Consider the following 22,160-nt stretch of genomic DNA (forward strand, 5'->3'; position numbering starts at 1 on the left):
ACAGCACCGAAACACCGTCGAACCCCAGCCAGCCGCTCCCGCGGCACTGGCCGTGCGACCTCCTCAATAACCCCGGCTATCCCGCGGCAACCGCCTCCTCCCCCCGGCCAAGTGTGAGATATCCAGGTTAGCGCGCTTCCGCCGCAACCCTGCGGGCAGAAAACGGGGCCGGACAGGAAATGTCCGGCCATTCGGCTTGGTCGGGCGCCGGATTTCCGGTTATCTGACATCCGTCTTCCTGCTCAGCGGTGACGCATGACCTCGCTTGCCGATCTCTCCGCCGTCGATCTCGTCGCCCGCTACCGCGACCGCAGCCTGTCGCCGGTCGAGGTGACCGAGGCGGTGCTGCAGCGGATCGAGGCCTGGGAGCCGAAGCTGCAGGCGCTGTGGGCGCTGGATGCGGCCGGCGCCCGCGCCGCCGCCGCGGCCTCGGCCGCGCGCTGGGCCGAGGGGCAGCCGGCGGGGCCGGTCGACGGCGTGCCGGTGACGATCAAGGACAACATCGCCACCAGGGGCGTGCCGGTGCCGGTCGGCACCGCCGCGGCTCTGCTGGTGCCGGCGGCCGAGGACGCACCGCCCGCGGCCCGGCTGCGCGAGTCCGGCGCTGTGATCCTGGCGAAGTCCACCATGCCGGATTACGGCATGCTGTCCTCCGGCCTCTCCAGCTTCCACAAGCTGGCCCGCAACCCCTGGGACCTGTCGACCAACCCGGGCGGCTCCAGCGCCGGGGCGGGGGCGGCGGCCGCGGCCGGCTACGGGCCGATCCACATCGGCACCGACATCGGCGGATCGATCCGCCTGCCGGCCGCCTGGTGCGGCATCGTCGGGCTGAAGCCCAGCCTGGGGCGGATCCCGATCGATCCGCCCTATGTCGGCCGCGTCGCCGGGCCGATGACCCGGACGGTGGCCGACACCGCGCTGGTCATGTCGGTGCTGTCACGGCCGGACGGGCGCGACGGCATGAACCTGCCGCCGGCGGAGATCGCCTGGTCCGACCTCGCCATCGATCCCAGGGGACTGCGCATCGGCCTGATGATGGAGATCGGCGCCGGCATGGCGCTGGACCCGGAGGTGGGGGAGGCGGTGACCGCCGCCGCCCGGCTGCTCGAGGGCGCCGGCGCCGTGGTCGAGCCGGTGCCGGCGATCCTGACCCGGGAGATGCTGGACGGGCTCGACGATTTCTGGCGGGCCCGGGCCTGGGACGATGTCGAGAAGCTGCCGGAGGAGGGGCGGGCGAAGATCCTGCCCTATATCCGCGCCTGGGCGGAATCGGGGGCCCAGCGCTCCGGCCTCGCCGTGATCCGCGGCTTCAACCAGACCATGGCGATCCGCAAGGCCGCCGCCAGGCTGTTCACCGGGCTCGACTTCGTGCTGTCGCCGACCGCGCCGGTCGCCCGCTTCCCGGCGGACTGGGCCTCGCCGATCAACGACCCGGAGAAGCCGTTCGAGCATATCGGCTACACCGTGCCCTGGAACATGTCGGAGCAGCCGGCCGTCTCGATCAACTGCGGCTATACCGCGGCCGGGGCGCCGATCGGGCTGCAGATTGTCGGTCGGCGCTTCGACGACCTCGGCGTGCTGCGCCTGGCCCAGGCCTATGAGGACCGCCGCAGCCCGCAGCGTCCTTGGCCGGTGCTGTGATAGTCTTGATGGCTCGATTTTAGATGAGCATTGCTGGTTGACGGTTGAGTGGCATCGGAGGATCCGGGCCATGAGCGTGATTGATGTGGATGGCAGCGGCAGGGTCTGGGGCGCGTCCAGCCGCCTGATCTATTCGATGATCCTGTTCTGTATCTCGGAGGTCGGAGAGAAGAAGTACTTAATGAAGTTCAAGGAAAATTACGATGACGGATATAGATATATTGATCTCTGCGAAAATTCGATCGATGAGATGATGGAGTTTAGAGATCTCGTGGCGGAATATCTGGTGCTGGAGATCTATGGAGAGATGGTAAGCAAGCCAGAGCACAAGCTGGCGGTCAGAAAAAATCTGCTGGAGTTGGTGGCCTGGATCGATAGGTCGGTCGACGAGAGACGCATGACGCGGCACTGAGCATACCGGCCGACTGGTGGGCTGTGGGTGGAGCGCAGCGTGCCGGCTGCGTTCGATCCGAATCGGCCCATGTCATGAAAGCCATGACGATCCGCAAGACGGCCGCCAGGCTGTCCGAGACCTTCCTCTGCCGGAACGCTCGGTCGGTCGGCAGATTGAGATTCCGTGCCGACGCCCCTGAGACATCCGGCACAACTCGCCCCTTCGATGCCCGATACGGTGACGATGTTGGCTGTCTGCCTGAGGCCGAGCCGTGCCGCGCCGCGCGTTCCTGCCCGCGGTTTTCGGTACCTCTCGGAGGGCCCGGATCTGGCGGAGGACGACGGATGTGAAATCCCGTCGAACCCTTGCGATAGGACTCGATCATGTCACAGACGCTGGCGGCCGGGGCGGCCTCTTCGGACCGGAGCAGCCGGACATTGCTCGCCGGCGCGATCGGCAATGTGCTGGAATGGTACGACTTTGCCCTCTATGGCTATTTCGCCCCGGTCATCGGCCGCGCCTTCTTCCCCTCGGACGACCACACCGCCTCGCTCCTCGCGGCCTTCGGCGTGTTCGCCGCGGCCTACATGATGCGTCCGCTCGGCAGCGTCATCTTCGGCCATATCGGCGACCGCTACACCCGCAAGCGCGCTCTCACCATCTCGGTCGTGGCGATGGCGCTGGCCACCTTCGTGATCGGCCTGCTGCCGACCCATGCCGCGATCGGCGTGATGGCGCCGGTGCTGTTGATCGCAATGCGGTTGCTGCAGGGCATTTCCATCGGTGGTGAGTTCGCCACGTCGATCGTCTTCCTGGTCGAGCGGGCAGCGCCGGGGCGGCGCGGCTTCGCCGGAAGCTGGAGCTGCTTCGGCGCCAGCAGCGGAATCCTGCTCGGCTCCGCCGCCGGCACCCTGGTCAGCGGCATGCTCGATGCCGATGCCATTTCATCCTGGGGCTGGCGCCTGCCTTTCCTCTCCGGGATCCTGCTGGGTGGTGCCGCACTGTACCTGCGGATGCATCTGGCGGAGGACGATCCGGCGCCCGCCGCGCGCGTCACGCGGCTGCCGGTGGTCGAGGCCTTCGCGACGGAGTGGGGCGCGATCATCCGAAGCTTCGCCATCAATGTCGGCTTCGGCGTCAGCTTCTACATGGTGTTCATCTATCTCGCGACCTATCTGCAGCAGACAGATGCCTTGCCCGCATACAAGGCGCTGGAAATCAACACGGTCAGCATGATCGGCATGCTGGCGCTGGTGCCATGCGTCGGGATGCTGTCGGACAGGTTCGGACGCAAACGGGTGCTCACGGCAGCGCTGGTCGGGCTGGTCGTCCTGAGCTGGCCGCTGTTCCGGCTCCTCGACAGCGGCGTGCTGTCATCCATCGCGGTCGGCCAGATCGGGCTGGCCCTGCTCGTCGCCGGCTATTCCGGCACGGTGCCGGCGCTGATGGTGGAGATGTTCCCGGCCCGGGTGCGCTGCACGGCGGTGTCCCTCAGCTACAACCTGGCGCTCGGCATCCTGGGCGGCACCACGCCGTTGGTGGCCATCTACCTGATCCAGCGCAGCAGCAACGACATGGCGCCGGCCTATTATCTTGCGGCGGCCTGCGCGATCTCGCTGGTCGCCGTGCTCGGGCTGAAGGATCGGACCGGCCAACCGCTGCGCTGACGCCGGCCGTCACCAGGACTGGCCGGCCGATGCCAGCTTCGGAGGATTTCGTGGCAGGATCACGCGGCAGGCCGGCCGCGCGGCGACCGGATCCTGTCCGTCGCTTCGCAAGGTCGGGCGGCCGACCCGACAGACGCGCCTGGGCGGAATCCGGGGCGCAGCGCTCAAGGCGTGATTACGAACTGGATTTTCTCTCCGTCCGGCACATCGCGGATCTGGCGGGCCAGATTCGCATGCGAGCGCATCCCCTGGGCCGCTTCGTGACGTGCGGGGACGGCGATTGCGCCGCACCTGCCGACGGTCCTTCGGCGATCGGCCCATGTCATGAAAGCGACGCCGACCGCCCGCAGATTGCATGACAAGGAACACATCAATCTGAAAAGCCGGAGCGCGTCGCGGCCGCCCAGGGTGGCACCGAATCGAGGAGGGCTGAGTGCATGCCGGGACCCGTCACACCCGAATTCGTCGTCAACACCTGGAACGGCGCGTGGCAGGACAACCCGGACGTCACCAAGCTCAAGAACGGCAACATCGTCGTCATCTGGGACTCGCCGTACCTGGAAGAGGACGTCCAGTACGCCGCCGCCCAGGTCTTCCGCCCCGACGGCACGCCGGTCGGGAACGAGAAGATTCCCCTCCAGAGCGGACGTCCTTGTCGAACCCGGCGCCAACGCACAGCAGCCGCTCTCCGACGTGCTGAAGGACGCATTCCCCTGGCGCGTGGACCCGGCCGAGGAGCTCGCGTGGCTACGGACTGACCGAGCAGCAGCTCAATTTTTCAACTGAGATGCGTCGCCGCCATGAAATCCACGAAGAGCCGGATTCGCGGCGGCACCGGGTGGCCGGGCGGGAAGGTCGCAAAGAGATCGATGCTGTCGCACCAATGATCAGCCAGGCATTCGACGAGCCGTCCGGCCTCCAGATCCTCGGCCACGTCCCAGTGCGCCTCGAGCGAAAGGCCCCGACCTTCAAGCGCCCAGCCATGGAGCACGTCGCCGCTGCTGCTGGAGAGATGGCCGCCGACCTTGATCTCCTCCGCGCCGCTCCCGGTGCGGAACCGCCACCGGTCATGCAGGCGGTGGCGGCGGGCGAGCCGCAGGCATTCATGGCCGGCGAGATCGGCGGGCCTTTCCGGAATTCCACGGGCCGCCAAATAGGACGGGGCGGCGCAGACGATGCGCCGGACCGACGCGATCTTGCGCGCGATGACCGCGGGGTCGTCGGGCCGATCGATGCGGAGGGCGACGTCAAGGGCGTCCTGCCCGACCTCGAGGCCGGCGTCGGAGAGCACCAGATGGGCCTCCAGCCCCGGATGCCGTGCGGCAAACTCCGCCAGCAGCGGTGCGATCCGGCGCCGGCCAAGCTCCGTCGGCGCACCGACCTTCAAGAGACCGCGAGCTGTCGCGCCCCGCGCCGAAACCTCGGCTTCGGCGTTGCGCATATCGGCGAGAATCGTTCGGCAATGCTCGTAATACAGCGTTCCCTCGTCGGTCAGGCGGAAGCGCCGCGCACTGCGCTCGGCCAACCGGACGCCAAGGCGCGTTTCCAGCACCGAGAGCCGGCGGCTGACCGCCGGCGGAGAAGAGCCCGTCGCCAGCGCTCCGGCGGTGATGCCGCCGGCCTCGACGATGGCGCGAAACAGTTCGATGTCGCCGATGCCGTCAGCCACGCCATCCTCCATGCTTCCGATATCCGGAAGCATAGCATCCTCCACACCGGCTTTCCGACCGGTGCACGGGCCCTCATCTTCGTCCTGGCGCAATTAGCCGCCGGAAGGAGCAGGTCATGCGTGCGGTTCGGTTCGAGGCCTTCGGGGATCCATCTGTCCTGGAATTGGTGGAAGTGCCCGCGCCGGCAGTCAGTGAAGGCACGGCGCTGGTCCGGGTCATGGCGGCCTCCGTCAACCCGAGCGATGTCAAGAACGTCGGCGGGTCGATGAAGCAGACGACACTGCCGCGCATCCCTGGCCGGGACTTCGCCGGAATCGTCGAGGCAGGCCCGGCCGAATGGATCGGAGCCGAGGTCTGGGGCACGGGCGGCGACACCGGCTTCACCCGCGACGGATCTCATGCGGAGCTGATCGCCATCCCCGCGGCAGGCCTGCGCCGGAAGCCCGACACCCTCAGTTTCGACGAGGCGGCATCGGTCGGCGTCAATTACATGGCCGCCTGGTGCGGCCTCGAAGCGGCAGGCCTCCGGAGCGGCGAGACCGTGCTGCTGATCGGCGCCGGAGGCGGCGTCGGCGGCGCTGCCGCGCAGATTGCCCGGCGCCTCGGCGCACGCGTCATCGGCGCCGACAGGCGCCCGCCGCACCCCGCCGCGCCGGTGCTTGCCATCGCGGAGACGCTGATCATCGGGGCAGAGGACCTGCCGGCCGCTGTGCATGCGGCCACCGGCGGCAAGGGCGCGGATGTCGTGTTCGATCTGGTCGGCGGCGTCATGTTCCGCAACGCCGTCAACAGCCTCGCCCTCGGCGGCAGGCTGGTCGAAATCGCCGCGACGGGCCAGCGCGAAGTGAGCTTCGACCTCGCCGATTTCTATCACAACGAGAGCCGGCTCTTCGGTGTGGACACGCTGAAGCGCGATCTGGCGGCGTCGGCCAAGGTGCTGGAGGCGCTGACCCCAGGGTTCATGGCGGGCGACTACCGCGCAGCGCCGATTGCCGAGGCGTGCGGGTTGGGCAAGGCGCAAGAGGCGTATCGCAAGGTCGCGGCAGGCGCGGCCGGCCGCATCGTGCTGCGGCCGCAGGAATAGGGAGGCGGCGATGATCGGCGCACTCGTCTCGTTCGGCATGGGTCTGGCCGTCGGCGTGGCCTATGGCCTCCTGCACATCCGCTCCCCGGCCCCGCCACTGATCGCCCTGGTCGGCCTGCTGGGCATGGTGCTGGGGGAGCAGATGGTGACCGCGGTGCGGTCCCATGTCGCGCCGCCTGCCCACAGCTCGGCCCAGCAGGTTCCCGATCATGCCGGGCCGGCGCGCTGAGCCGGACGGATCCTGCGGATCGACCACAGCCCGGCTTCGGGGCGCCATGGCAATGTCCCGAAATGGCGCCCTCAGCCGGGCTAGGGTGCAATTGGCGGGGCCTCTATGCTTGTCGTGGGTCAGGGCGGTGATGGCCCGCTGCCGGAACGCTCGTTTCGGGTTCTCGCCCGTTGCGCTGCTGGCCGACATGGCAGTGGGGACACAGGACGTCGTACCAGTAGAGCACCCGGTGCGCTCCGGTCCATCTGCCCTGGCGTACCTTCCAGGTCCGCAAGAGCCGGTGAGCGGTGTCCGTCTGGGCGGAGGGGTCGGCCGATCCAGGCCGGCCCTTCGCCGATGATCGGCTCAGTGGTTTGCGCCGGGCGCCCGATGAGCGGCCTCGTACAGGAACCAGGTGCGGCGCTCGGTCTCATCGATCCAGTTCTCGAGCAGGCTGGCCGTCGCCACATCGCCATACTCGTCGCAGGTGTTGTGGACCTGACGCATCGCCTGGGTCAGGCGGAGATTGTCGTCGCGCAGCTCGGCCAGCATGTCCTGCGGCTCGACATGATCGGCATCGTTGTCGGCGATGCGCTGGTGCCGGGCGATGTCGCCGATCGACCGCAGCGTGGCGGCGCCAATCTTCCGCCCGCGCTCCGCGATCGCGTCGGTCATCGCGAACAGCTGGTCGCCATGCTCGTCCAGCAGCAGGTGGTAGTCGCGGAAATGCGGCCCGCTCATGTGCCAGTGGAAGTTCTTCGTCTTCAGGTAGAGCGCGAACACATCCGCCAGCAGGCCGCGGAGTGCGGCGCCGATGTCCCGCGTCGCATCGGCGGAGAGATCGGTCAGCCCGCCCGGACGGCGGGCGGCATTCGGGTTTCCGGAGCTCATGGTTCACCCCTGAGGTTTAGATGCAGGATCAACATATGTCTCGGCATAGACGATCGGCTCCTCGATGATGTCCGGCAGGGCGTGACGGTCCCACGATCGAAGAAGAGGGAGTTGCGCCGAGAGCACGAAGAGATACTCGTCGCAGGTTGCATGGCAATGGGGCGGCGTTCCCCGGTACACGCGGAATACTCTGGCGCTCGCGGGTTCCCGGTCAGATAGGTGTCGACGAGCAGCGTCTTCGCCGTGGCCGGCAGCGCTGCTGCGATCGCCCGCACGTTGAAACGTCCCGGGGTGGCTCGGATACCGGACACGTTGTTTCTCCTGGCCAGCGATCGCCGGAGAGCGTGCAGCCCGCCAGCCCGATCTTGCGCCTGGCGTTCGCCGGATCCAGGCGCTCGACCGCACCAAGCCTGGCTGGGAAGGCGCCCGACAGCCTGGTGCACTGCAACAGATGGGGCTGTCGAAGCGAATGGGGATAGGCTTTACGAATTCTTCATCGGCCGGACAACCGCGCGTCATAAACCCGAATATTCCGGCCCTGATGCTGGCGTCTCATAGACGGGCCGGCGAATCTCGCACGCTTGTGGGACCAATTCTCCGGCTGGGGAAGCAAGACGCTGATCGAGCGTCCGACGCGGCGCAACATCGCACCGCAGGCCGATGGAATTGAAGCCGGCCGATCGCTGCAAATATGACGGACATGATCACATGGATCCGTCTGGCTCTGGCCGCCAGCCTGACCATTGCGACCGCTCCGGCCGCGATGGCCCAATGCATCGTCGATCCGACCCAGATCGGAAGCCCCTGCGCCGGTGGCATCGGCTCACCGCCGATCGTCAACGACGTGTCCCAGTGGCACCTGCCGAGGACAACGTCGCACTCGCGGCCGGTGCCGTCGCCGGCGACCTCCGCTTCACACGGGGCGACGAGTGGGAGGGCGCCGAACAGCCCGCTGCTGACGATGCCGTCTCACGGCCGGGGCTAGCGCTGCTCAGGGTGACCGGCCGGTGACCGGGCGCCTTCGCCGGCACACGATATAGCGTCTCGTTAGGGCTCGTCGGCCCGACCCGGAAAATGGCCGCTTTCGGGGCGCAGGATCTATGTCCGGATTTGGCGCACACACGCCAGCAGATTGCCTCGATCAGTTGGCAACTTCGCCCGTTTGACTCATCTCCTCCTCGCAGGGAGGGGTGGGGGCGCGCGCCGCCGACTCCCGACGCGGCGCATTTGTCCGGCATTGACAGGCGCCCGATCCCGGGTCCAGTGTTTGTCCACAAAATGGATATATAGTCCATAATGTGGACAAACGGAGGACAGCGTCAATGCCAGCCGACGCCGACACCAGGCGGATGCCCTACCAGTATCCGAACCCGCCCGAAGCGCTGCGGGACATCGTCGTGCCCGAGGCCGTGCCGCAGGATGAGCGGGTCTGGGTGCCGCAGGCCGAGAATGTCTGGTTCCGGCCACTTTGCCTCAACATCTCGAGCGGCTATTGGATGAACCTGCTGCGGGTTCGCAAGGCCGGCGTGCTCAGCCGCCACCGCCATCCCGGGCCGGTGCACGGCTTCGTGCTGAAGGGCAGCTGGCGCTACCTGGAGCATGACTGGATCGCCACCGAAGGCAGCTACGTCTTCGAGCCGCCGGGCGAGACCCACACCCTGGTGGTCGACGAGCATGTCGAGGAGATGATCACCTATTTCCAGGTCAACGGCGTCATGTACTACGTCGACCCCTGGGGCAAGCACACCGGCTACGAGGACGTGTTCACCAAGCTGGACATGTGCCGCAAGCACTACACCGAAGCCGGGCTCGGCGCGGACTACGTCGATCAGTTCCTCCGCTGACGGGACCGCCGGCATGACCTTCCAGCCGGACCTTTTCGCCGGCCGCACGGCGCTCGTCTCCGGCGGCACCCAGGGCATCGGCGCCGCCGTCGCGGCCGAGCTGGCGCGGCTGGGGGCGACCGTGACCGCCGCCGGCCTAGCCCCGGCCGCGGGGGCCGCCCCGGCCTCGGGGGCCGAGCCGCCGAAGGGCGCGCGCCTGGCCGAGCTCGACGTCACCGACGCCGCGGCGGTCGAGGCGCTGGTCGGCGGGCTCGGCCGGCTCGACATCCTGGTCAACTGCGCCGGGGTGATCCGCCGCGGGGCCGAGCACGACCCTGCGGTGTTCGAGCAGGTGCTGGCAGTCAACCTGACCGGCACGATGCGGCTCTGCGCCGCCGCCCGGCCGCTGCTGCGGCAGGGCAAGGGCTGCATCGTCAACACGGCCTCGATGCTCAGCTTCTTCGGCGGCGGGCTGGTGCCGGCCTACAGCGCCAGCAAGGGCGGGGTGCTGCAGCTGACCAAGTCGCTCGCGATCGCCTATGCCGAGGACGGCATCCGGGTGAACGCCGTGGCGCCGGGCTGGATCGCCACGCCGCTGACCCGGGCGCTGCAGGACGACCCGGCCCGCTCCGGCGCCATCCTGGGCCGCACCCCGATGGGCCGCTGGGGCCGGCCGGAGGAGGTGGCCCAGGCCGTCGCCTTCCTGTGCAGCCCGGCCGCCGGCTTCATCACCGGCGTGGCGCTGCCGGTCGATGGCGGCTATCTCGTCGCCTGAGGGGAGGGGCAGGCGATGGGGCAGGGCGGTGCGGCGGCGGTGCAGGGGGCGGCCGCCTTCGGCAAGGCGATGGCGGTGCTGCAGGCCGTGTCCGACGCGGCCGAGCCGGTCTCGGTGGCGCAGATCGCCCGCCTGACCAGCCATCCGCGGCCGACCGTGCACCGCATCGTCGCGGCGCTGCAGGCCGAGGGCATGCTGGCCGAGGTGCCGCGCGGCGGCGCCTATGGCCTGGGCCCGCGGCTGATGGCGCTGGCCGCCCGCGCCTGGGACCGGTTCGAGCTGCGCCTGATCGCGGCGGCGGAGCTGGCCCGGCTGCGCGACGCCACCGGCGAGACCGTGCATCTGGCCGTCCGCAGCGGTCCCGAGATGATCTATGTCGACAAGCTGGAGAGCCCGCAGGCGGTGCGCATGGCCTCGCGCATCGGCACCCGCGTGAAGCTGCATTCCAGCTCGGTCGGCAAGGCCTGGCTGGCGGCGCTGCCGCCGGAAGAAGCCGCGGCGCTGCTGCCGCAGCTCGCGCTCACGGCGATGACGCCGCAGACCCTCACGACAGTCGCGGCGCTGGCGGCGGAAATCGCGCGCATCCGTGCCCGCGGCTATGCCGTCGACGCCGAGGAGAACGAGGCCGACATCTGGTGCTATGGCGGCGCGATCGCGGGGGCGGGCGGGGCGATCGGCTGCATCAGCGTCAGCATCCCGAAATACCGGGCGGCGATCGACGACCCCGAGCGCTATGCCGGGCCGCTGCTGGCCTGCTGCCGGCGCATCGCCGCGCTGGCGGCCGAGGGCGTGCGCTGAGCCGGCGACACGGTCCTGTCATTTCCGCCCTTGCCTAGGGTGTCCAAAACTCCGATATAGGGCGCGGGAGATCGGCGCGGGCGTGTCCCTCGCCAACCCGGTCAGATCCGGAAGGAAGCAGCCGTAACGAGTTTCGATACGGGTCGCTGCCGGTCTCCCACCTTCCACCATCCTCCGATCGCTCTTCGCCCGACAGGTCGTGCTTCGGCCTTTCGACCACGGCTTCCATTCCCTATGATCGCGCGCCATGAGCGATGACGCAGCCCTGCCCCTCGGACTAGACGACGCGCCGCGGCCGGCCAAGCCGGCGGCCTACCGCGTGCTGGCGCGCAAGTACCGGCCGACCACCTTCGCCGGGATGATCGGCCAGGACGCGCTGGTGCGCACCCTGACCAACGCCATCGCCTCCGGCCGCCTGGCGCATGCCTTCGTGCTGACCGGGGTGCGCGGCGTCGGCAAGACCACCACGGCGCGGATTCTGGCCCGGGCGCTGAACTGCGTCGGGCCGGACGGCAAGGGCGGGCCGACCGCCGATCCCTGCGGCGTATGCGAGCCCTGCCGCAGCATCCTGGCCGACAGCAATCTCGACGTGATGGAGATGGACGCCGCCAGCCGCACCGGCGTCGACGACATCCGCGAGATCATCGACGGCGTGCGCTACGGGCCAGTGGGGTCGCGGTACAAGGTGTACATCATCGACGAAGTGCACATGCTGTCCAAGAACGCCTTCAACGCGCTGCTGAAGACGCTGGAGGAACCGCCGCCGCATGTGAAGTTCGTCTTCGCCACCACCGAGATCCGCAAGGTGCCGGTGACGGTGCTGTCGCGCTGCCAGCGCTTCGACCTGCGCCGGATCGGCGCCGACCAGCTGCAGGCCTATTTCAGCGAGATCCTGGACAAGGAAGGCGTGGCGGCGGAGCCGGAGGCGGTCGGCATGATCGCCCGCGCCGCCGACGGCTCGGCCCGCGACGGGCTGTCGCTGCTGGACCAGGCCATCGCCCAGGGCGCGCCGGTCGGCGACAAGCCGTTCATCGCCGCCGCGAGCGTGCGCGAGATGCTGGGCCTGGCCGACCGCTCCAGCGTCATCGACATCCTGGAAGCGGCCTTCGCCGGCGAGGGCCCGCGCATGCTCGAGGGGCTGGAGGCGGCGCGCCGGGCCGGGGCCGACCCGCAATCGGTGCTGGGCGACCTGCTGGACTTCATCCACTTCGTCACCCGCGCCCGCATGGTCCCGGCGGTGCTGGACGACCCGGCGGTGCCGGAGGTCGAGCGCAAGCGCGGCGGCGGCCTGGCCGAAAAAATCTCGCTGCCGGGCCTGACCCGGGCCTGGCAGACCCTGCTGAAGGGGGCGGGGGAGGTGCAGGCCGCGCCGAACCCGCAGGCGGCGCTGGAGATGGTGCTGATCCGCCTGCTCTACATGAGCGACCTGCCCAGTCCGGGCGAGCTGGTGCGCAAGTTCGGCGACCTGCAGAGCCAGGGGGCGGTGACCGCCGGCCCGGTCCCGGGGCCCGGACCCGGCGGCTCGCGGATGGCGGCGGTGGGCGGCGGACTGTCCGTGGTTCCGGCCGAGCCGGCGCCGGTGTCGTTGGCGCCGGCCCCGGTGCCTGTCGCCGCACCGGCGCTGCGGGCCGAGCCGAAAAGCTTCGAGGAGCTGGTGCAGATCGCGTTCAATCGCGACGTGGTGCTGCACGGCCAGCTGATGAGCGCGGTGCACCTGGTGCATTTCGAGCCGGGACGGCTGGAGTTCCGGCCGCATGAATCGGCGCCCCCGGACCTGGCCAACCGCCTCGGCACCGCGCTGCGCGACTGGACCGGCGAGCGCTGGGTGGTCAGCGTCTCCGGCGCCGAAGGCGCGCCGACGCTGAACCAGCAGGCCCGGACCGACCGCGAGAACGCGCTGGCCCGGGCGGCCGAGCACCCGCTGGTCAGGGCGGTGATGAGCACCTTCCCGGGCGCGGTGATCCGCGACCTGCGCAACCCGGTGGAGCAGGATGACGGGGCCCTGCCGGGCGCTGACCCAGCCCCCGACGCCACCGATGAAGAGGAGCCGCGAGAGGCATGAAGAATCTCGGACAGATGATGAAGCAGGCGCAGGAGATGCAGGCCAAGATGGCCGAGATGCAGTCCCGCCTGGGCGAGATCGAGGTCCCGGGCCAGGCCGGCGCCGGCATGATCGCGGTGGTGCTGAACGGCAAGGGCGAGCTGCGCTCGCTCAAGATCGATCCCGCGCTGGTCGACCCGTCCGAGGTCGAAGTGCTGGAGGACCTGATCGTCGCCGCCTTCAACGACGCCAAGGGCAAGGTCGAGGACGCGGTCCAGGCCGAGACCTCGAAGCTGATGGGCGGGCTGAAGCTGCCGCCGGGGATGAAGCTGCCGTTCTGAGCGGCCGCACCGATCCCATGCCGCTTCGCCTCGCCTATATGGGCACGCCGGATTTCGCGGTGCCTGCGCTGCTCGCCCTGATCGAATCCGGGCACGAGATCGCAGCCGTCTACACCCAGCCGCCGCGCCCGGCGGGGCGGGGCCACAAGCTGCAGCCCTCCGCCGTGCACCGCGCCGCGGCGACGGCGCAGCTGCCGGTCCGCCACCCGGCCACGCTGCGGACGCCCGAGGCCCAGGCGGAGTTCCGGGACCTCAAGCTCGACGCCGCGGTGGTCGCGGCCTATGGGCTGATCCTGCCGCGGCCGATCCTGGCCGCGCCGCGGCTGGGCTGCTTCAACATCCACGCCTCGCTGCTGCCGCGCTGGCGCGGCGCCGCGCCGATCCACCGCGCCATCCTGGCGGGCGATGGCGAGACCGGCGTCACCATCATGCGGATGGAGGCGGGGCTGGACACCGGTCCGATGCTGCTGGCCGGGCGGGTGCCGATCGGGCCGCAGGCGACGACGCCGGAGCTGCACGACGCGCTGGCGGCGCTCGGCGCCCGGCTGATCGTGCCGGCGATGGACGCCGTGGCCGCGGGCGAGGCAGCGGAGATTCCGCAGCCGGAGGAGGGCGTCACCTACGCCGCCAAGATCGGGCCGGAGGACGAGCGCATCGACTGGGCCGATGCCGTCGCGCTCGACCGCCAAGTGCGGGCGCTGACACCGAAGCCGGGCGCCTGGTTCCTGCATGACGGCGAGCGCATCAAGGTGCTGGCCGCAACGCTCGTCGCCGGCTCGGGCGCGCCCGGCACGGTGCTGGACGACGAACTGACCGTGGCCTGTGGCCATGGCGCCATCCGCCTGACCCGGCTGCAGCGCCCGGGCAAGGCACCGATGACGGCGCGCGACCTCTTGAACGGCTTCCCGATCCCGGCCGGCACCTGTCTCTAGTCGACCTGCTGCGCCGTCAGGAACATCGCCTTCTCCAGCGCGGCGAAGAACCGCTGATAGGGCAGCGGGTCTTCGACCGCCTGGCTGTTGTAGTCGGCGTTGGCGCGGACCAGCAGCTGGGTCGTTCCTCTCGGCCGGACGCTGATCGTCATGCGCAGGGCATAGCCGTCCAGCTTGGTGCCGCTGACCGTCCCCAGCATGGCGTTGGCGTTGTCCACGACGAAGCCGAGATCCTGCAGCGTGGCGATGACGGTGCGCAGCGTCTTCTGCTGGTCCGTCGTATCGAACGCCCGGCTCTGGATGCTGCGCAGCTGGACTGCGGATGCCGATGTCGCCAGCACCTGCTTTCGGCTGTCGTCCTGGCAGGCGGTGGCGGAAAGGGCCGCGGCGAGGACGAGCGCTGTCGCAATGATCTTCTTCATTTTCCCGTCAGACTCAAATCTCGTTGGCGGTCAGGAATACGGACTGGCTCAGCTTGTCGAAGAATTCCTTGTAGAGCTGAGGATCGTTCAGGCCCTCGACCTTGGAGACCTGGCCCCTGCTGTTCCAGACATAGCGCTGGAAGGTCACGCGGACGGCGGTGGATTTGCCGTCGCCGATCGGTCGCGTCACCAGGCTGGCCTTGATCTTCTGGTCCTTGTCGAAGGCCTGGGGCACCCCCGAAAGCATGCTGAGCAGCACGGCACCGACGACCTGCCCGGTCTCGGTCGCGTCCCGGTTCTTGCTGGCGGCGATGACGCCGACCGTCGTGTCGCTCTGATCGATGGTGAAGCCGAGATCCTGCAGCACGCCGGCGCTGGACTGCAGCAGCTTGCCTTCATCCGCGCTGTCGAAGCGCCGGGTCTGGAGTTGCCGCATCTGCAGGTTTTCCTGGGACAGCTGCAGCGCCTCCTTGGGAATGCCTTGCTCGCAGGCCGACAGCAACAGGGCGGATAATGCCGCCAGAAGAATGCGTTTCATAATCGTGATTCCGGAAAAGGATTTCAGAAGGCGCTGGACCGATAGGCGAAGTCGCGCACCCGGCTCTGATTGTCGAATTTGATGATGATGGTGATGGTCCGCTGGGTCTGCGAAACCGCCCCGGCGGATTGGCCGACGCCGCCCCCGACGCCGCCGCCGAGCAGCCCGGCACCGATGCCCGCCCCGCCGAGCACCAGCGCGTTCACGCCGCCCGAACTGGTGGAGTAGGCGGTCTCCGTCGAGACCCGGTCGTAAACCCAGACCTCACGGCGCTGCTCGTCGGTGGTCACCATGTTCGGCGAGCCCAGGATCTCGACCACCTGGCCGCTGGTCATGCCGACCTTGATCTCGCGCTGAACCGTGCCGACGGTCAGCCTGTCGCCCTGACCCGCGGAAACCGCCTGACGATGCTCCTGGGCCGACATGCAGGCCGTGAGGCCGAGCATCGCGGCAATCAATGCTCCGCCGACCGCGCGGCGGCGCAGAAATGTCAATGCGACCAACGAATCCCCCCTCAAAATCCGCATCACGCCAATGTCCACGGCGGCTCCCGGAGCGCGCTGCGTTCGACCCTCAAAACCATAAAATTCGGATCGAATGCCTAACAGTGGCGGAGCAAGGCAGGGCCTGTAAAGCCCGAACATACCTGCTTCCGCCCGAAGGCTGCATCTGGCGCTTCCCGCCGGGGCCGCTATGGTGCGGCGCATGGCGCGGTACAAGCTCACCATCGAGTATGACGGACGGCCCTTCGTCGGCTGGCAGCGGCAGGCGAATGGCCTGTCGGTGCAGCAGGCGGTCGAGGAGGCGATCTTCGGCTTCTGCGGCGAAGAGGTGCGGATCACCGCCGCCGGCCGCACCGATGCCGGGGTGCATGCGATCGGGCAGGTGGCGCATGCCGACATCGCCCGCCCGACCGACCCCGGCACGGTGCGCGACGCGGTCAATTTCCACCTGAAGCCGCGGCCGGTGGCGATCCTGGCGGCGGAGGCGGTGGACGAAAGCTTCGACGCCCGCACCTCCGCCATCCTGCGCGCCTATCGCTACCGCATCGTCAACCGCCGCGCGCCGCTGGCGCTGGAGGCCGGGCAGGCCTGGCAGGTGTCGCGGCCGCTGGACGCCGCGGCGATGCACGAGGCGGCGCAGCACCTGGTCGGCCATCACGACTTCACCAGCTTCCGCGCCGCCGAATGCCAGGCCAAGTCGCCGATGCGGACGATGGATCGGCTGGACGTGATGCGCCGCGGCGAGGCGGTCGAGATCGAGGCCGAGGCCCGGTCCTTCCTGCACCACCAGATCCGCAACATCGCCGGCACGCTGAAGCTGGTGGGCGAGGGCAAGCGCCCGCCCGGCTGGGTCGCCGAGGTGCTGGCGGCGCGCGACCGCGCCGCCGCGGGCGCCACCGCTCCGCCGGACGGGCTGTGCTTCCTGTGGGTGCGCTACAGGGACGCCTGAACGATCAGGTCGACCCACTCGGCCAGCAGCCTGGACACGAGCACGTCGGCCACCACGAGCCCGGCCGCGATCATGATCTCGACCTCCAGCGCCGTCTTCAGCACGAAGCCCTCATAGAGGTAGCAGAGCAGCGCCACGCCGAGGCCGACCACGGTGCTGAGGGGGCCCGGAAGCAGCCCGGCGACGAACAGAAGCACCAGCCCGAACTGGGTGACGGTGATCAGCAGCTGCGCCCAGTTGTAGGTGACGATCCCTTCTTCCAGGCGCCCCGAGCGGCCGAGACGGGGCAGGATCCAGGTCAGGGCGGCCGGCATCAGGATCCAGCCGATCACGAAGCCCAGCGTCTCGACCAGCAGGGGCCAGGGCTGCAGCAGCCGCGACCATCCCGCGCCGGACACGAGCATGGCCATGATCAGGTACAGCGGGAAGGCCAGCACCGCGGCGAAGAAGCTCTTGGCCGCCCCGTCCGGCGAGATGTCGAACATGGCCATGCCGCCAACATCGCGCTTGGCCAGGCGCCACGCGCCCCAGACGCCGCGGATGATGTCGCCCGAAGACACCGCCATCTAGCCCTTCTCCGGGAAGCTGTCCTCGAGCACCGCCTGGTAGATCCGGGCCAGCGTCTCGATCTCCTCGACCGGCACATTCTCGTCGGTCTTGTGGATGGTGGCGTTGACCAGGCCGAGCTCGACCACCGGCGCGTAATCCTTGACGAAGCGGGCGTCGGAGGTGCCACCCGAGGTGCTGAAGGCCGGGCGGCGGCCGGTCACCCGCTCCACCGCCCCGGCGACGCGCCCGGTCAACTCGCCCGGCGCGGTCAGGAAACTGTCGGCGCCGCTGCGCAGTTCCAAAGCGTAGTCGCCGCCGACCGCATCGAAGCGCTCGCGGATCCAGGTGCCCAGGCTGTCCGCCGTGCGGGTGTCGTTGAACCGAATGTTGAAGGTGGCACGGCCCTCGGCCGGGATCACGTTGGCGGCCGGGTTGCCGACATCGATGGTGGTGATGGCCAGCGTCGACGGGTCGAAATGGGCGCTGCCCGCGTCGATCTCCGGCCCCGAGCCTCCCGAGCCTCCCGGGCTCAGCGCCGCCAGCATCCGCACCAGCCGGGGCAGGGGGTTGTCGGCCTTGTGCGGATAGGCGACATGGCCCTGCGCGCCGCGCACGGTCAGCCGGCCGGTCAGGCTGCCGCGCCGGCCGATCTTGATGGTGTCGCCGACCGCCTCGCTGCTGCTCGGCTCGCCGACGATGCAGGCGTCGATCGCCTCGCCGCGCGCCGCCAGGGTCTGCAGCACCTTGACCGTGCCGTTGACCGCCTCGGCCTCCTCGTCGCCGGTGATCAGCAGGCTGATCGAGCCGCCGAACTCCGGCCCGCGCGCGGCGATGAAGCGCCCGGCGGCGGCGGCGAAGGCGGCGACCGCGCTCTTCATGTCGCAGGCGCCGCGGCCCCAGATCCGGCCCTCGGCGACCCGGCCCTCGAAGGGCGGGAAGCGCCAGCGCGTCTCGTCCCCCGGCGGCACCACGTCGGTGTGGCCGGCGAAGCAGAGATGCGGCCGGCCGCCGCCGATCCGGGCATAGAGGTTGTCGATCGGCGCCGTGCCCGGCGCCTCGAACCGCATCCGCTCGCAGTGGAAGCCGAGCGGCGCCAGCGCCGCCGCCAGCACCGCCAGCGCCCCGGCATCGGCCGGGGTGACGCTGGGGCAGCGGATCAGCGCCTGGGTCAGGGCGATCGGGTCGGGGGCGGCCGGGCCGAGATAAGGGGGCACCATCGAATGCTCAGTCGCGCAGCAGCTCGTTGATCGAGGTCTTGGACCGGGTGCGCTCGTCCACCCGCTTGACGATCACGGCGCAGGCCAGCGACGGGCCGGGCGAGCCGTCGGCCAGCGCCTTGCCGGGCAGCGCCCCCGGCACCACCACCGAATAGGCCGGCACCCGGCCGTAGCTGACCGTGCCGGTCTCGCGGTCGACGATCTTGGTGGTGGCGCTCAGGAACACGCCCATCGACAGCACCGAGCCGCGCTCGACGATCACGCCCTCGACCACCTCCGACCGGGCGCCGATGAAGCAGTCGTCCTCGATGATCACCGGGTTGGCCTGCAGCGGCTCGAGCACGCCGCCGATGCCGACGCCGCCCGACAGGTGGCAGTTGCGGCCGATCTGGGCGCAGGAGCCGACGGTGGCCCAGGTGTCGACCATGGTGCCGCTGTCGACCCGGGCGCCGACATTGACGAAGCTGGGCATCAGGATGACGCCCGGCGCGATGTAGGCGGAGCGGCGGACGACCGCGCCCGGCACGCTGCGGAACCCGGCCTCGCGGAAGCGGTTCTCGCCCCAGCCCAGGGTCTTCGGCGCCACCTTGTCGTACCAGACCGCGCCGTCCGGCCCGCCCGCGACGATCTGGCTGTCGGTGATGCGGAAGGACAGCAGCACCGCCATCTTCAGCCACTGGTGCGCCTGCCATTGCCCGTCGACCTTCTCGGCCACGCGCAGGGCGCCAGAATCGAGGCCTTCCAGCGCCGCCTCGATGGCGTCGCGGGCCGGGCCGGTGGTGGCCGAGGTCAGGCTGTCGCGGTCGGCCCAGGCTTGTTCGATGGCGGTCTTCAGCGCGGTGTCGGTCATGGCGGGAAGTCGGCAGTCACTGGTGTCGGGCCCGCACGATGGGGCGCCCCCGTCCGGCTTGTCAACGCCACCCTCGGACTAGCTATCATGCCGATTGGTCGCCGCCGCGGTCCAGCCGGCAGCCATCGATTCGCCAGCTGCCGTCGGGCTGCCGCTCCATGAAGTATTCGGCGATCACCGGCACCCCGTCCGGGCCGACGAACAGCACCTTCTGCACGATCCGGCCCTCGCTGGTGACCAGCTCGCGGAAATCGACCGAGCGCGGCCGGTAGACCGGCGGATAGGCTTGCCTGACCATGGCCAGGAAGTTGTCCGGCGTGCCGAACATCTGCTGGATGTTCGGCGAGGCATAGCCGAAGGCCTCCGCCGCCCGGTCGCCCTGGAAGGCGTCGAGCTGCTTCTGGATCAGGCCGACGATCGCGCTCTTGTCCATGTCGCCCGACTGCGCCTGGGCGAAGGCGGGCATCGCGATCAGCAGGAAAAGGGCGAGAACGCGCCCGACCACGTCGCACACCAGCCCCATGATGGCCTCCCTTTTTTGTCCCTGGAAGGGAGATGGCGCGGATGGGGGCGGCCGGAAAGCAGGCGCAGGGCAGGGGCCGCCGCCCATGCGGCCGTCGCATGCCTCGTTTCGTGTCGGATCGATGAAAATGGGGCTTGCAATCCGGGTCGGGCATCGACTAGGTTCCGCCCGCCTGACGACGGGGCGGCGACGACGCCCCACACAACGCGCCCGTAGCTCAATTGGATAGAGCATCTGACTACGGATCAGAAGGCTAGGAGTTCGAATCTCTTCGGGCGCGCCATTTACCCAGACAGATCGAAAGTTTCCGAAGGCCGCAACCTGAGAGCGGCCTTTTGCCGTTTCAGGCCATCGCGCCCGGGTCACATGGCTGGCGGACGAGGGCGGCCGAAATACATCAGCTCCCACAGCGCCTCCTGCTCGATCCTCTCCACCGTTTCGGCTCCGGCGAAGCGCTGCAGCGTGACCTGGCCGGTGAAGCGGAGATAGGCGGGGTTGATGCCGGCCAGCTTCGCCACCAGGCGCTTCCACCATGGCGCCAGGTCCAGGAACCGGCGCTGCAGGACCGTCTTCTCACGCCGGAAGGTGACGACGATGCGCTCCTCGCCGTCGCGGTACTCGTAGCGCGTGATGTCGGCGACCGGCTTGCCGGTGACGGCGTCGGTGCTGACGCCGTCCGTGCTGAAGCTGACCTTGGCCGCGTCGTCGACGACGATCCGGCCGTCCTTGGCCAGCAGGAAGATCGTCAGCGGCTCGAAGCCATGATCCTCGGTCGCGGTGATATAGGAGGCGATCACGGTGTAGGGCCCGACCTTCGCCCGCCCCCAGTACCAGTTGTGCATCAGCTGGGGCATCTGCACGTCGCCCCAATTGTGGTCGTGGTAGCCGATGCCGGTCGTCCGCCGCTCCTGCGCCCCGACCCTGTAGGTTGCGGTCACGTGCCCCTGCGGCACCGATGGCAGCCAGGCGAACAGGTGCTCCCCTCGCTCGGCGCCGAAATAGATGTGCCCGGATTTCGGCCGCCAGGGCTGGATCTCGCCGACCATCTCGATATCGACCGACACCTCCTCGATCGACGCCGTGATGCGATAGCGGTGCAGGTCGCCGGTGAAGCGGTTGTCGCCGATCCGGACGTCGCAGCCATCCCGGGAGGCCGAGAAGGCGTCCGGCGCGACATGCAGCGTCTTCACGATCGAGCGTCCGTCGGGAAGGTCGAGATTGATCGTGATCATCGGTGCCAGCACGACGCCGGGCGCCATCAGCGGCTTGGTGTAGAAGACCACGACCAGCTTGGCGCCGTCGTCCAGATGGGCGTCGAAGTACCACCACTCATAGGCGCCCGGCGCCGGCTCGATCCGCTGCCCGTCCTCGAAGGGGCGGATCTCGACGGGATCGATGCCGAGGCGCCGGTAGTCGTCCGGACGATCGGCGATGCGGACGGTCCGGGAATGGTCTGTCGGCTTGGGCATGCCTGCTGCTCCTGAATCGGCGCGGCCTGTGGACGGTCGCCACGGGTCGATCCTATAAGTATACACTATCGTATCTTTTTCCAGACCCCCATGACGGTTGTGGGACGGTAGAGTTGTTTCCATCCCGGGTGACCCGAGGTCGAGCCATGCCAGTGTCCGAGACTCCCGAAGCCGGCGCCCGCCGCACCGGGCGCCCATCCGGCGAGGAGGCGGGGCGGCTGGGCGACGCCATGCTCGATGCGGCGAAGCGGCTGTTCATGGAGCAGGGCTTCGCCGGCACCAGCATGGAGGCGATCGCCGATGCGGCCGGCGTGACCAAGCGGACGCTGTACCGGCATCTGCCCGACAAGATCGCCGTGTTCGAGGCGGCGGTGCGGCGGCATGCCGCGGGGCACGCCATGCCGCCGCTGCCGACCGATCCCGGCGCCACGCTGGAGGACCGGCTGCTGGCGGCGGCCGATCACATCCTGGGCTGGATCCTGCAGCCGGAGGTGCTCGCCATGTACCGCGTCACGGTGGCCGAGGCGCTCCGGTTCCCGGTGCTGGCCAGGATCGTGTTCGCCGTCCCGGTCGCGGACACGACCGCGGCGGTCGAACGCATCCTGGCCGATGTGGCACCCGGCGCGGCGGCCGAGGATCTCGGCTTCGCCGCCGAGCAGTTCATGCACGCCATCGCCTCGGGGCCGTTCCACAAGGCGGTGCAGGGCATCGAGCCGCCCGGGCTGACGGCCGCCAAGCGCGAGCGCGCCCATCGCGGCGTCCGGCTGTTCCTGGCCGGCGCGCAGGCCTGCCTGAGCGGGGGGCGGGCAGGCCGATGACTCCTGCCTACACTCCTGCCGCCCATGCCTTGCCGGTGCCGCGGCATTGCGCATATA

Annotated in this window: 24 protein-coding genes, 1 tRNA gene and 1 other RNA gene; 16 read left to right on the forward strand and 10 right to left on the reverse strand. The window is 69.3% G+C overall.

Features of this window, described 5'->3' with window-relative positions:
- The first annotated feature begins 255 nt into the window (after positions 1-255).
- From ACTOWL_RS31215 to ACTOWL_RS31230, 4 genes are all read left to right on the forward strand, one after another.
- Entirely contained in the window at positions 256-1,641 is a 1,386-nt protein-coding gene (locus ACTOWL_RS31215) for an amidase (RefSeq protein WP_441325189.1), read from the forward strand.
- 70 nt (positions 1,642-1,711) lie between these two features.
- Positions 1,712-2,053, forward strand: a complete 342-nt coding sequence (locus ACTOWL_RS31220) for a hypothetical protein (protein WP_441325190.1) — start codon at positions 1,712-1,714, stop codon at positions 2,051-2,053.
- Between the two features lie 365 nt (positions 2,054-2,418).
- The gene (locus ACTOWL_RS31225; RefSeq protein WP_441325191.1) at positions 2,419-3,702 is read left to right on the forward strand and encodes an MFS transporter; all 1,284 of its coding nucleotides are present in this window, start codon (positions 2,419-2,421) and stop codon (positions 3,700-3,702) included.
- Between the two features lie 437 nt (positions 3,703-4,139).
- A complete protein-coding gene (locus ACTOWL_RS31230; protein ID WP_441325192.1) occupies positions 4,140-4,460 on the forward strand; it encodes a hypothetical protein in 321 nt (106 codons plus the stop codon).
- A 20-nt stretch (positions 4,461-4,480) separates the two neighbouring features.
- Here ACTOWL_RS31230 and ACTOWL_RS31235 read toward each other — a convergent pair whose 3' ends face one another.
- Positions 4,481-5,404, reverse strand: coding sequence for a LysR family transcriptional regulator (locus ACTOWL_RS31235; protein WP_441325193.1), 924 nt, complete (start codon positions 5,402-5,404; stop codon positions 4,481-4,483).
- 83 nt (positions 5,405-5,487) lie between these two features.
- Here ACTOWL_RS31235 and ACTOWL_RS31240 point away from each other — a divergent pair, with 83 nt between their 5' ends.
- Together ACTOWL_RS31240 and ACTOWL_RS31245 are read left to right on the forward strand one after the other, a co-directional pair.
- Positions 5,488-6,456: a quinone oxidoreductase family protein gene (locus tag ACTOWL_RS31240; RefSeq protein WP_441325194.1), complete on the forward strand. Its 969-nt coding sequence runs from the start codon at positions 5,488-5,490 to the stop codon at positions 6,454-6,456.
- Between the two features lie 10 nt (positions 6,457-6,466).
- Positions 6,467-6,685, forward strand: a complete 219-nt coding sequence (locus tag ACTOWL_RS31245) for a DUF1427 family protein (protein WP_441325195.1) — start codon at positions 6,467-6,469, stop codon at positions 6,683-6,685.
- 345 nt (positions 6,686-7,030) lie between these two features.
- Here ACTOWL_RS31245 and ACTOWL_RS31250 read toward each other — a convergent pair whose 3' ends face one another.
- Positions 7,031-7,555 carry a Dps family protein gene (locus ACTOWL_RS31250; protein WP_441325196.1) on the reverse strand — a complete coding sequence of 175 codons (525 nt, stop codon included), beginning with the start codon at positions 7,553-7,555 and terminating at the stop codon, positions 7,031-7,033.
- 1,322 nt (positions 7,556-8,877) lie between these two features.
- Between ACTOWL_RS31250 and ACTOWL_RS31255 the strand changes: the two genes are divergently transcribed.
- The 7 genes from ACTOWL_RS31255 (at position 8,878) to fmt (ending at position 14,265) form a co-directional block, all read left to right on the forward strand.
- On the forward strand, positions 8,878-9,399 hold the full coding sequence (locus ACTOWL_RS31255; RefSeq protein WP_441325197.1) for a 2,4'-dihydroxyacetophenone dioxygenase family protein: 522 nt from the start codon (positions 8,878-8,880) through the stop codon (positions 9,397-9,399).
- Between the two features lie 13 nt (positions 9,400-9,412).
- On the forward strand, positions 9,413-10,153 hold the full coding sequence (locus ACTOWL_RS31260; protein ID WP_441325198.1) for an SDR family NAD(P)-dependent oxidoreductase: 741 nt from the start codon (positions 9,413-9,415) through the stop codon (positions 10,151-10,153).
- A 15-nt stretch (positions 10,154-10,168) separates the two neighbouring features.
- Complete coding sequence (locus ACTOWL_RS31265; protein WP_441325199.1) at positions 10,169-10,951, forward strand: IclR family transcriptional regulator; 783 nt, start codon at positions 10,169-10,171, stop codon at positions 10,949-10,951.
- 63 nt (positions 10,952-11,014) lie between these two features.
- Positions 11,015-11,115, forward strand: an RNA gene (ffs, locus tag ACTOWL_RS31270) — signal recognition particle sRNA small type.
- A gap of 83 nt (positions 11,116-11,198) precedes the next feature.
- A complete protein-coding gene (locus tag ACTOWL_RS31275; RefSeq protein ID WP_441325200.1) occupies positions 11,199-13,013 on the forward strand; it encodes a DNA polymerase III subunit gamma/tau in 1,815 nt (604 codons plus the stop codon).
- Complete coding sequence (locus tag ACTOWL_RS31280) at positions 13,010-13,333, forward strand: YbaB/EbfC family nucleoid-associated protein (protein ID WP_441325201.1); 324 nt, start codon at positions 13,010-13,012, stop codon at positions 13,331-13,333. Before ACTOWL_RS31275 ends, ACTOWL_RS31280 begins: the two co-directional genes overlap by 4 nt.
- Positions 13,334-13,350: 17 nt before the next feature.
- Positions 13,351-14,265, forward strand: a complete 915-nt coding sequence (gene fmt / locus ACTOWL_RS31285) for a methionyl-tRNA formyltransferase (RefSeq protein ID WP_441325202.1) — start codon at positions 13,351-13,353, stop codon at positions 14,263-14,265.
- Here the strand turns inward: fmt and ACTOWL_RS31290 are convergent.
- The 3 genes from ACTOWL_RS31290 to ACTOWL_RS31300 are packed head-to-tail and all read right to left on the reverse strand — an operon-like array spanning position 14,262 to position 15,767.
- A complete protein-coding gene (locus ACTOWL_RS31290) occupies positions 14,262-14,687 on the reverse strand; it encodes a hypothetical protein (protein ID WP_441325203.1) in 426 nt (141 codons plus the stop codon). The two genes, fmt and ACTOWL_RS31290, sit on opposite strands and share 4 nt — an antisense overlap.
- Positions 14,688-14,700: 13 nt before the next feature.
- Positions 14,701-15,225 carry a hypothetical protein gene (locus ACTOWL_RS31295; RefSeq protein ID WP_441325204.1) on the reverse strand — a complete coding sequence of 175 codons (525 nt, stop codon included), beginning with the start codon at positions 15,223-15,225 and terminating at the stop codon, positions 14,701-14,703.
- 23 nt (positions 15,226-15,248) lie between these two features.
- Positions 15,249-15,767, reverse strand: a complete 519-nt coding sequence (locus ACTOWL_RS31300) for a hypothetical protein (RefSeq protein WP_441325205.1) — start codon at positions 15,765-15,767, stop codon at positions 15,249-15,251.
- A 163-nt stretch (positions 15,768-15,930) separates the two neighbouring features.
- Between ACTOWL_RS31300 and truA the strand changes: the two genes are divergently transcribed.
- Entirely contained in the window at positions 15,931-16,677 is a 747-nt protein-coding gene (truA, locus tag ACTOWL_RS31305; protein ID WP_441325206.1) for a tRNA pseudouridine(38-40) synthase TruA, read from the forward strand.
- Here the strand turns inward: truA and ACTOWL_RS31310 are convergent.
- The 4 genes from ACTOWL_RS31310 to ACTOWL_RS31325 all read right to left on the reverse strand — a co-directional run bounded on the left by ACTOWL_RS31310 (position 16,662) and on the right by ACTOWL_RS31325 (position 19,816).
- Complete coding sequence (locus ACTOWL_RS31310) at positions 16,662-17,243, reverse strand: hypothetical protein (RefSeq protein ID WP_441325207.1); 582 nt, start codon at positions 17,241-17,243, stop codon at positions 16,662-16,664. The two genes, truA and ACTOWL_RS31310, sit on opposite strands and share 16 nt — an antisense overlap.
- A complete protein-coding gene (dapE, locus tag ACTOWL_RS31315) occupies positions 17,244-18,443 on the reverse strand; it encodes a succinyl-diaminopimelate desuccinylase (protein ID WP_441325208.1) in 1,200 nt (399 codons plus the stop codon).
- 7 nt (positions 18,444-18,450) lie between these two features.
- Positions 18,451-19,293, reverse strand: a complete 843-nt coding sequence (gene dapD / locus ACTOWL_RS31320) for a 2,3,4,5-tetrahydropyridine-2,6-dicarboxylate N-succinyltransferase (RefSeq protein ID WP_441325209.1) — start codon at positions 19,291-19,293, stop codon at positions 18,451-18,453.
- 85 nt (positions 19,294-19,378) lie between these two features.
- Positions 19,379-19,816 (reverse strand): DUF4864 domain-containing protein, encoded by a 438-nt coding sequence (locus ACTOWL_RS31325; RefSeq protein WP_441325210.1) that lies wholly within the window; start codon positions 19,814-19,816, stop codon positions 19,379-19,381.
- 206 nt (positions 19,817-20,022) lie between these two features.
- Between ACTOWL_RS31325 and ACTOWL_RS31330 the strand changes: the two genes are divergently transcribed.
- Positions 20,023-20,099 (forward strand) — tRNA-Arg (locus ACTOWL_RS31330).
- A 79-nt stretch (positions 20,100-20,178) separates the two neighbouring features.
- On the opposite strand, the gene ACTOWL_RS31335 is transcribed toward ACTOWL_RS31330, so the two are convergent.
- Positions 20,179-21,285 (reverse strand): hypothetical protein, encoded by a 1,107-nt coding sequence (locus tag ACTOWL_RS31335; protein ID WP_441325211.1) that lies wholly within the window; start codon positions 21,283-21,285, stop codon positions 20,179-20,181.
- 146 nt (positions 21,286-21,431) lie between these two features.
- On the opposite strand from ACTOWL_RS31335, the gene ACTOWL_RS31340 reads away from it, so the two are divergent.
- The gene (locus ACTOWL_RS31340) at positions 21,432-22,103 is read left to right on the forward strand and encodes a TetR/AcrR family transcriptional regulator (RefSeq protein WP_441325212.1); all 672 of its coding nucleotides are present in this window, start codon (positions 21,432-21,434) and stop codon (positions 22,101-22,103) included.
- Positions 22,104-22,160 lie beyond the last annotated feature (57 nt).

Origin of the sequence: Inquilinus sp. CA228 (assembly GCF_052078665.1) — a bacterium.
GTDB lineage: Bacteria > Pseudomonadota > Alphaproteobacteria > DSM-16000 > Inquilinaceae > Inquilinus.

Excerpts from the sequence above, each read along its gene's own strand:
- ACTOWL_RS31215 (WP_441325189.1), top strand. The coding sequence starts at position 256 with ATGACCTCGCTTGCCGATCTCTCCGCCGTCGATCTCGTCGCCCGCTAC.
- ACTOWL_RS31220 (WP_441325190.1), top strand. The coding sequence starts at position 1,712 with ATGAGCGTGATTGATGTGGATGGCAGCGGCAGGGTCTGGGGCGCGTCC.
- ACTOWL_RS31225 (WP_441325191.1), top strand. The coding sequence starts at position 2,419 with ATGTCACAGACGCTGGCGGCCGGGGCGGCCTCTTCGGACCGGAGCAGC.
- ACTOWL_RS31230 (WP_441325192.1), top strand. The coding sequence starts at position 4,140 with ATGCCGGGACCCGTCACACCCGAATTCGTCGTCAACACCTGGAACGGC.
- ACTOWL_RS31235 (WP_441325193.1), bottom strand. The coding sequence starts at position 5,404 with ATGCTTCCGGATATCGGAAGCATGGAGGATGGCGTGGCTGACGGCATC.
- ACTOWL_RS31240 (WP_441325194.1), top strand. The coding sequence starts at position 5,488 with ATGCGTGCGGTTCGGTTCGAGGCCTTCGGGGATCCATCTGTCCTGGAA.
- ACTOWL_RS31245 (WP_441325195.1), top strand. The coding sequence starts at position 6,467 with ATGATCGGCGCACTCGTCTCGTTCGGCATGGGTCTGGCCGTCGGCGTG.
- ACTOWL_RS31250 (WP_441325196.1), bottom strand. The coding sequence starts at position 7,555 with ATGAGCTCCGGAAACCCGAATGCCGCCCGCCGTCCGGGCGGGCTGACC.
- ACTOWL_RS31255 (WP_441325197.1), top strand. The coding sequence starts at position 8,878 with ATGCCAGCCGACGCCGACACCAGGCGGATGCCCTACCAGTATCCGAAC.
- ACTOWL_RS31260 (WP_441325198.1), top strand. The coding sequence starts at position 9,413 with ATGACCTTCCAGCCGGACCTTTTCGCCGGCCGCACGGCGCTCGTCTCC.
- ACTOWL_RS31265 (WP_441325199.1), top strand. The coding sequence starts at position 10,169 with ATGGGGCAGGGCGGTGCGGCGGCGGTGCAGGGGGCGGCCGCCTTCGGC.
- ACTOWL_RS31275 (WP_441325200.1), top strand. The coding sequence starts at position 11,199 with ATGAGCGATGACGCAGCCCTGCCCCTCGGACTAGACGACGCGCCGCGG.
- ACTOWL_RS31280 (WP_441325201.1), top strand. The coding sequence starts at position 13,010 with ATGAAGAATCTCGGACAGATGATGAAGCAGGCGCAGGAGATGCAGGCC.
- fmt (WP_441325202.1), top strand. The coding sequence starts at position 13,351 with ATGCCGCTTCGCCTCGCCTATATGGGCACGCCGGATTTCGCGGTGCCT.
- ACTOWL_RS31290 (WP_441325203.1), bottom strand. The coding sequence starts at position 14,687 with ATGAAGAAGATCATTGCGACAGCGCTCGTCCTCGCCGCGGCCCTTTCC.
- ACTOWL_RS31295 (WP_441325204.1), bottom strand. The coding sequence starts at position 15,225 with ATGAAACGCATTCTTCTGGCGGCATTATCCGCCCTGTTGCTGTCGGCC.
- truA (WP_441325206.1), top strand. The coding sequence starts at position 15,931 with ATGGCGCGGTACAAGCTCACCATCGAGTATGACGGACGGCCCTTCGTC.
- ACTOWL_RS31310 (WP_441325207.1), bottom strand. The coding sequence starts at position 17,243 with ATGGCGGTGTCTTCGGGCGACATCATCCGCGGCGTCTGGGGCGCGTGG.
- dapE (WP_441325208.1), bottom strand. The coding sequence starts at position 18,443 with ATGGTGCCCCCTTATCTCGGCCCGGCCGCCCCCGACCCGATCGCCCTG.
- dapD (WP_441325209.1), bottom strand. The coding sequence starts at position 19,293 with ATGACCGACACCGCGCTGAAGACCGCCATCGAACAAGCCTGGGCCGAC.
- ACTOWL_RS31325 (WP_441325210.1), bottom strand. The coding sequence starts at position 19,816 with ATGGGGCTGGTGTGCGACGTGGTCGGGCGCGTTCTCGCCCTTTTCCTG.
- ACTOWL_RS31335 (WP_441325211.1), bottom strand. The coding sequence starts at position 21,285 with ATGCCCAAGCCGACAGACCATTCCCGGACCGTCCGCATCGCCGATCGT.
- ACTOWL_RS31340 (WP_441325212.1), top strand. The coding sequence starts at position 21,432 with ATGCCAGTGTCCGAGACTCCCGAAGCCGGCGCCCGCCGCACCGGGCGC.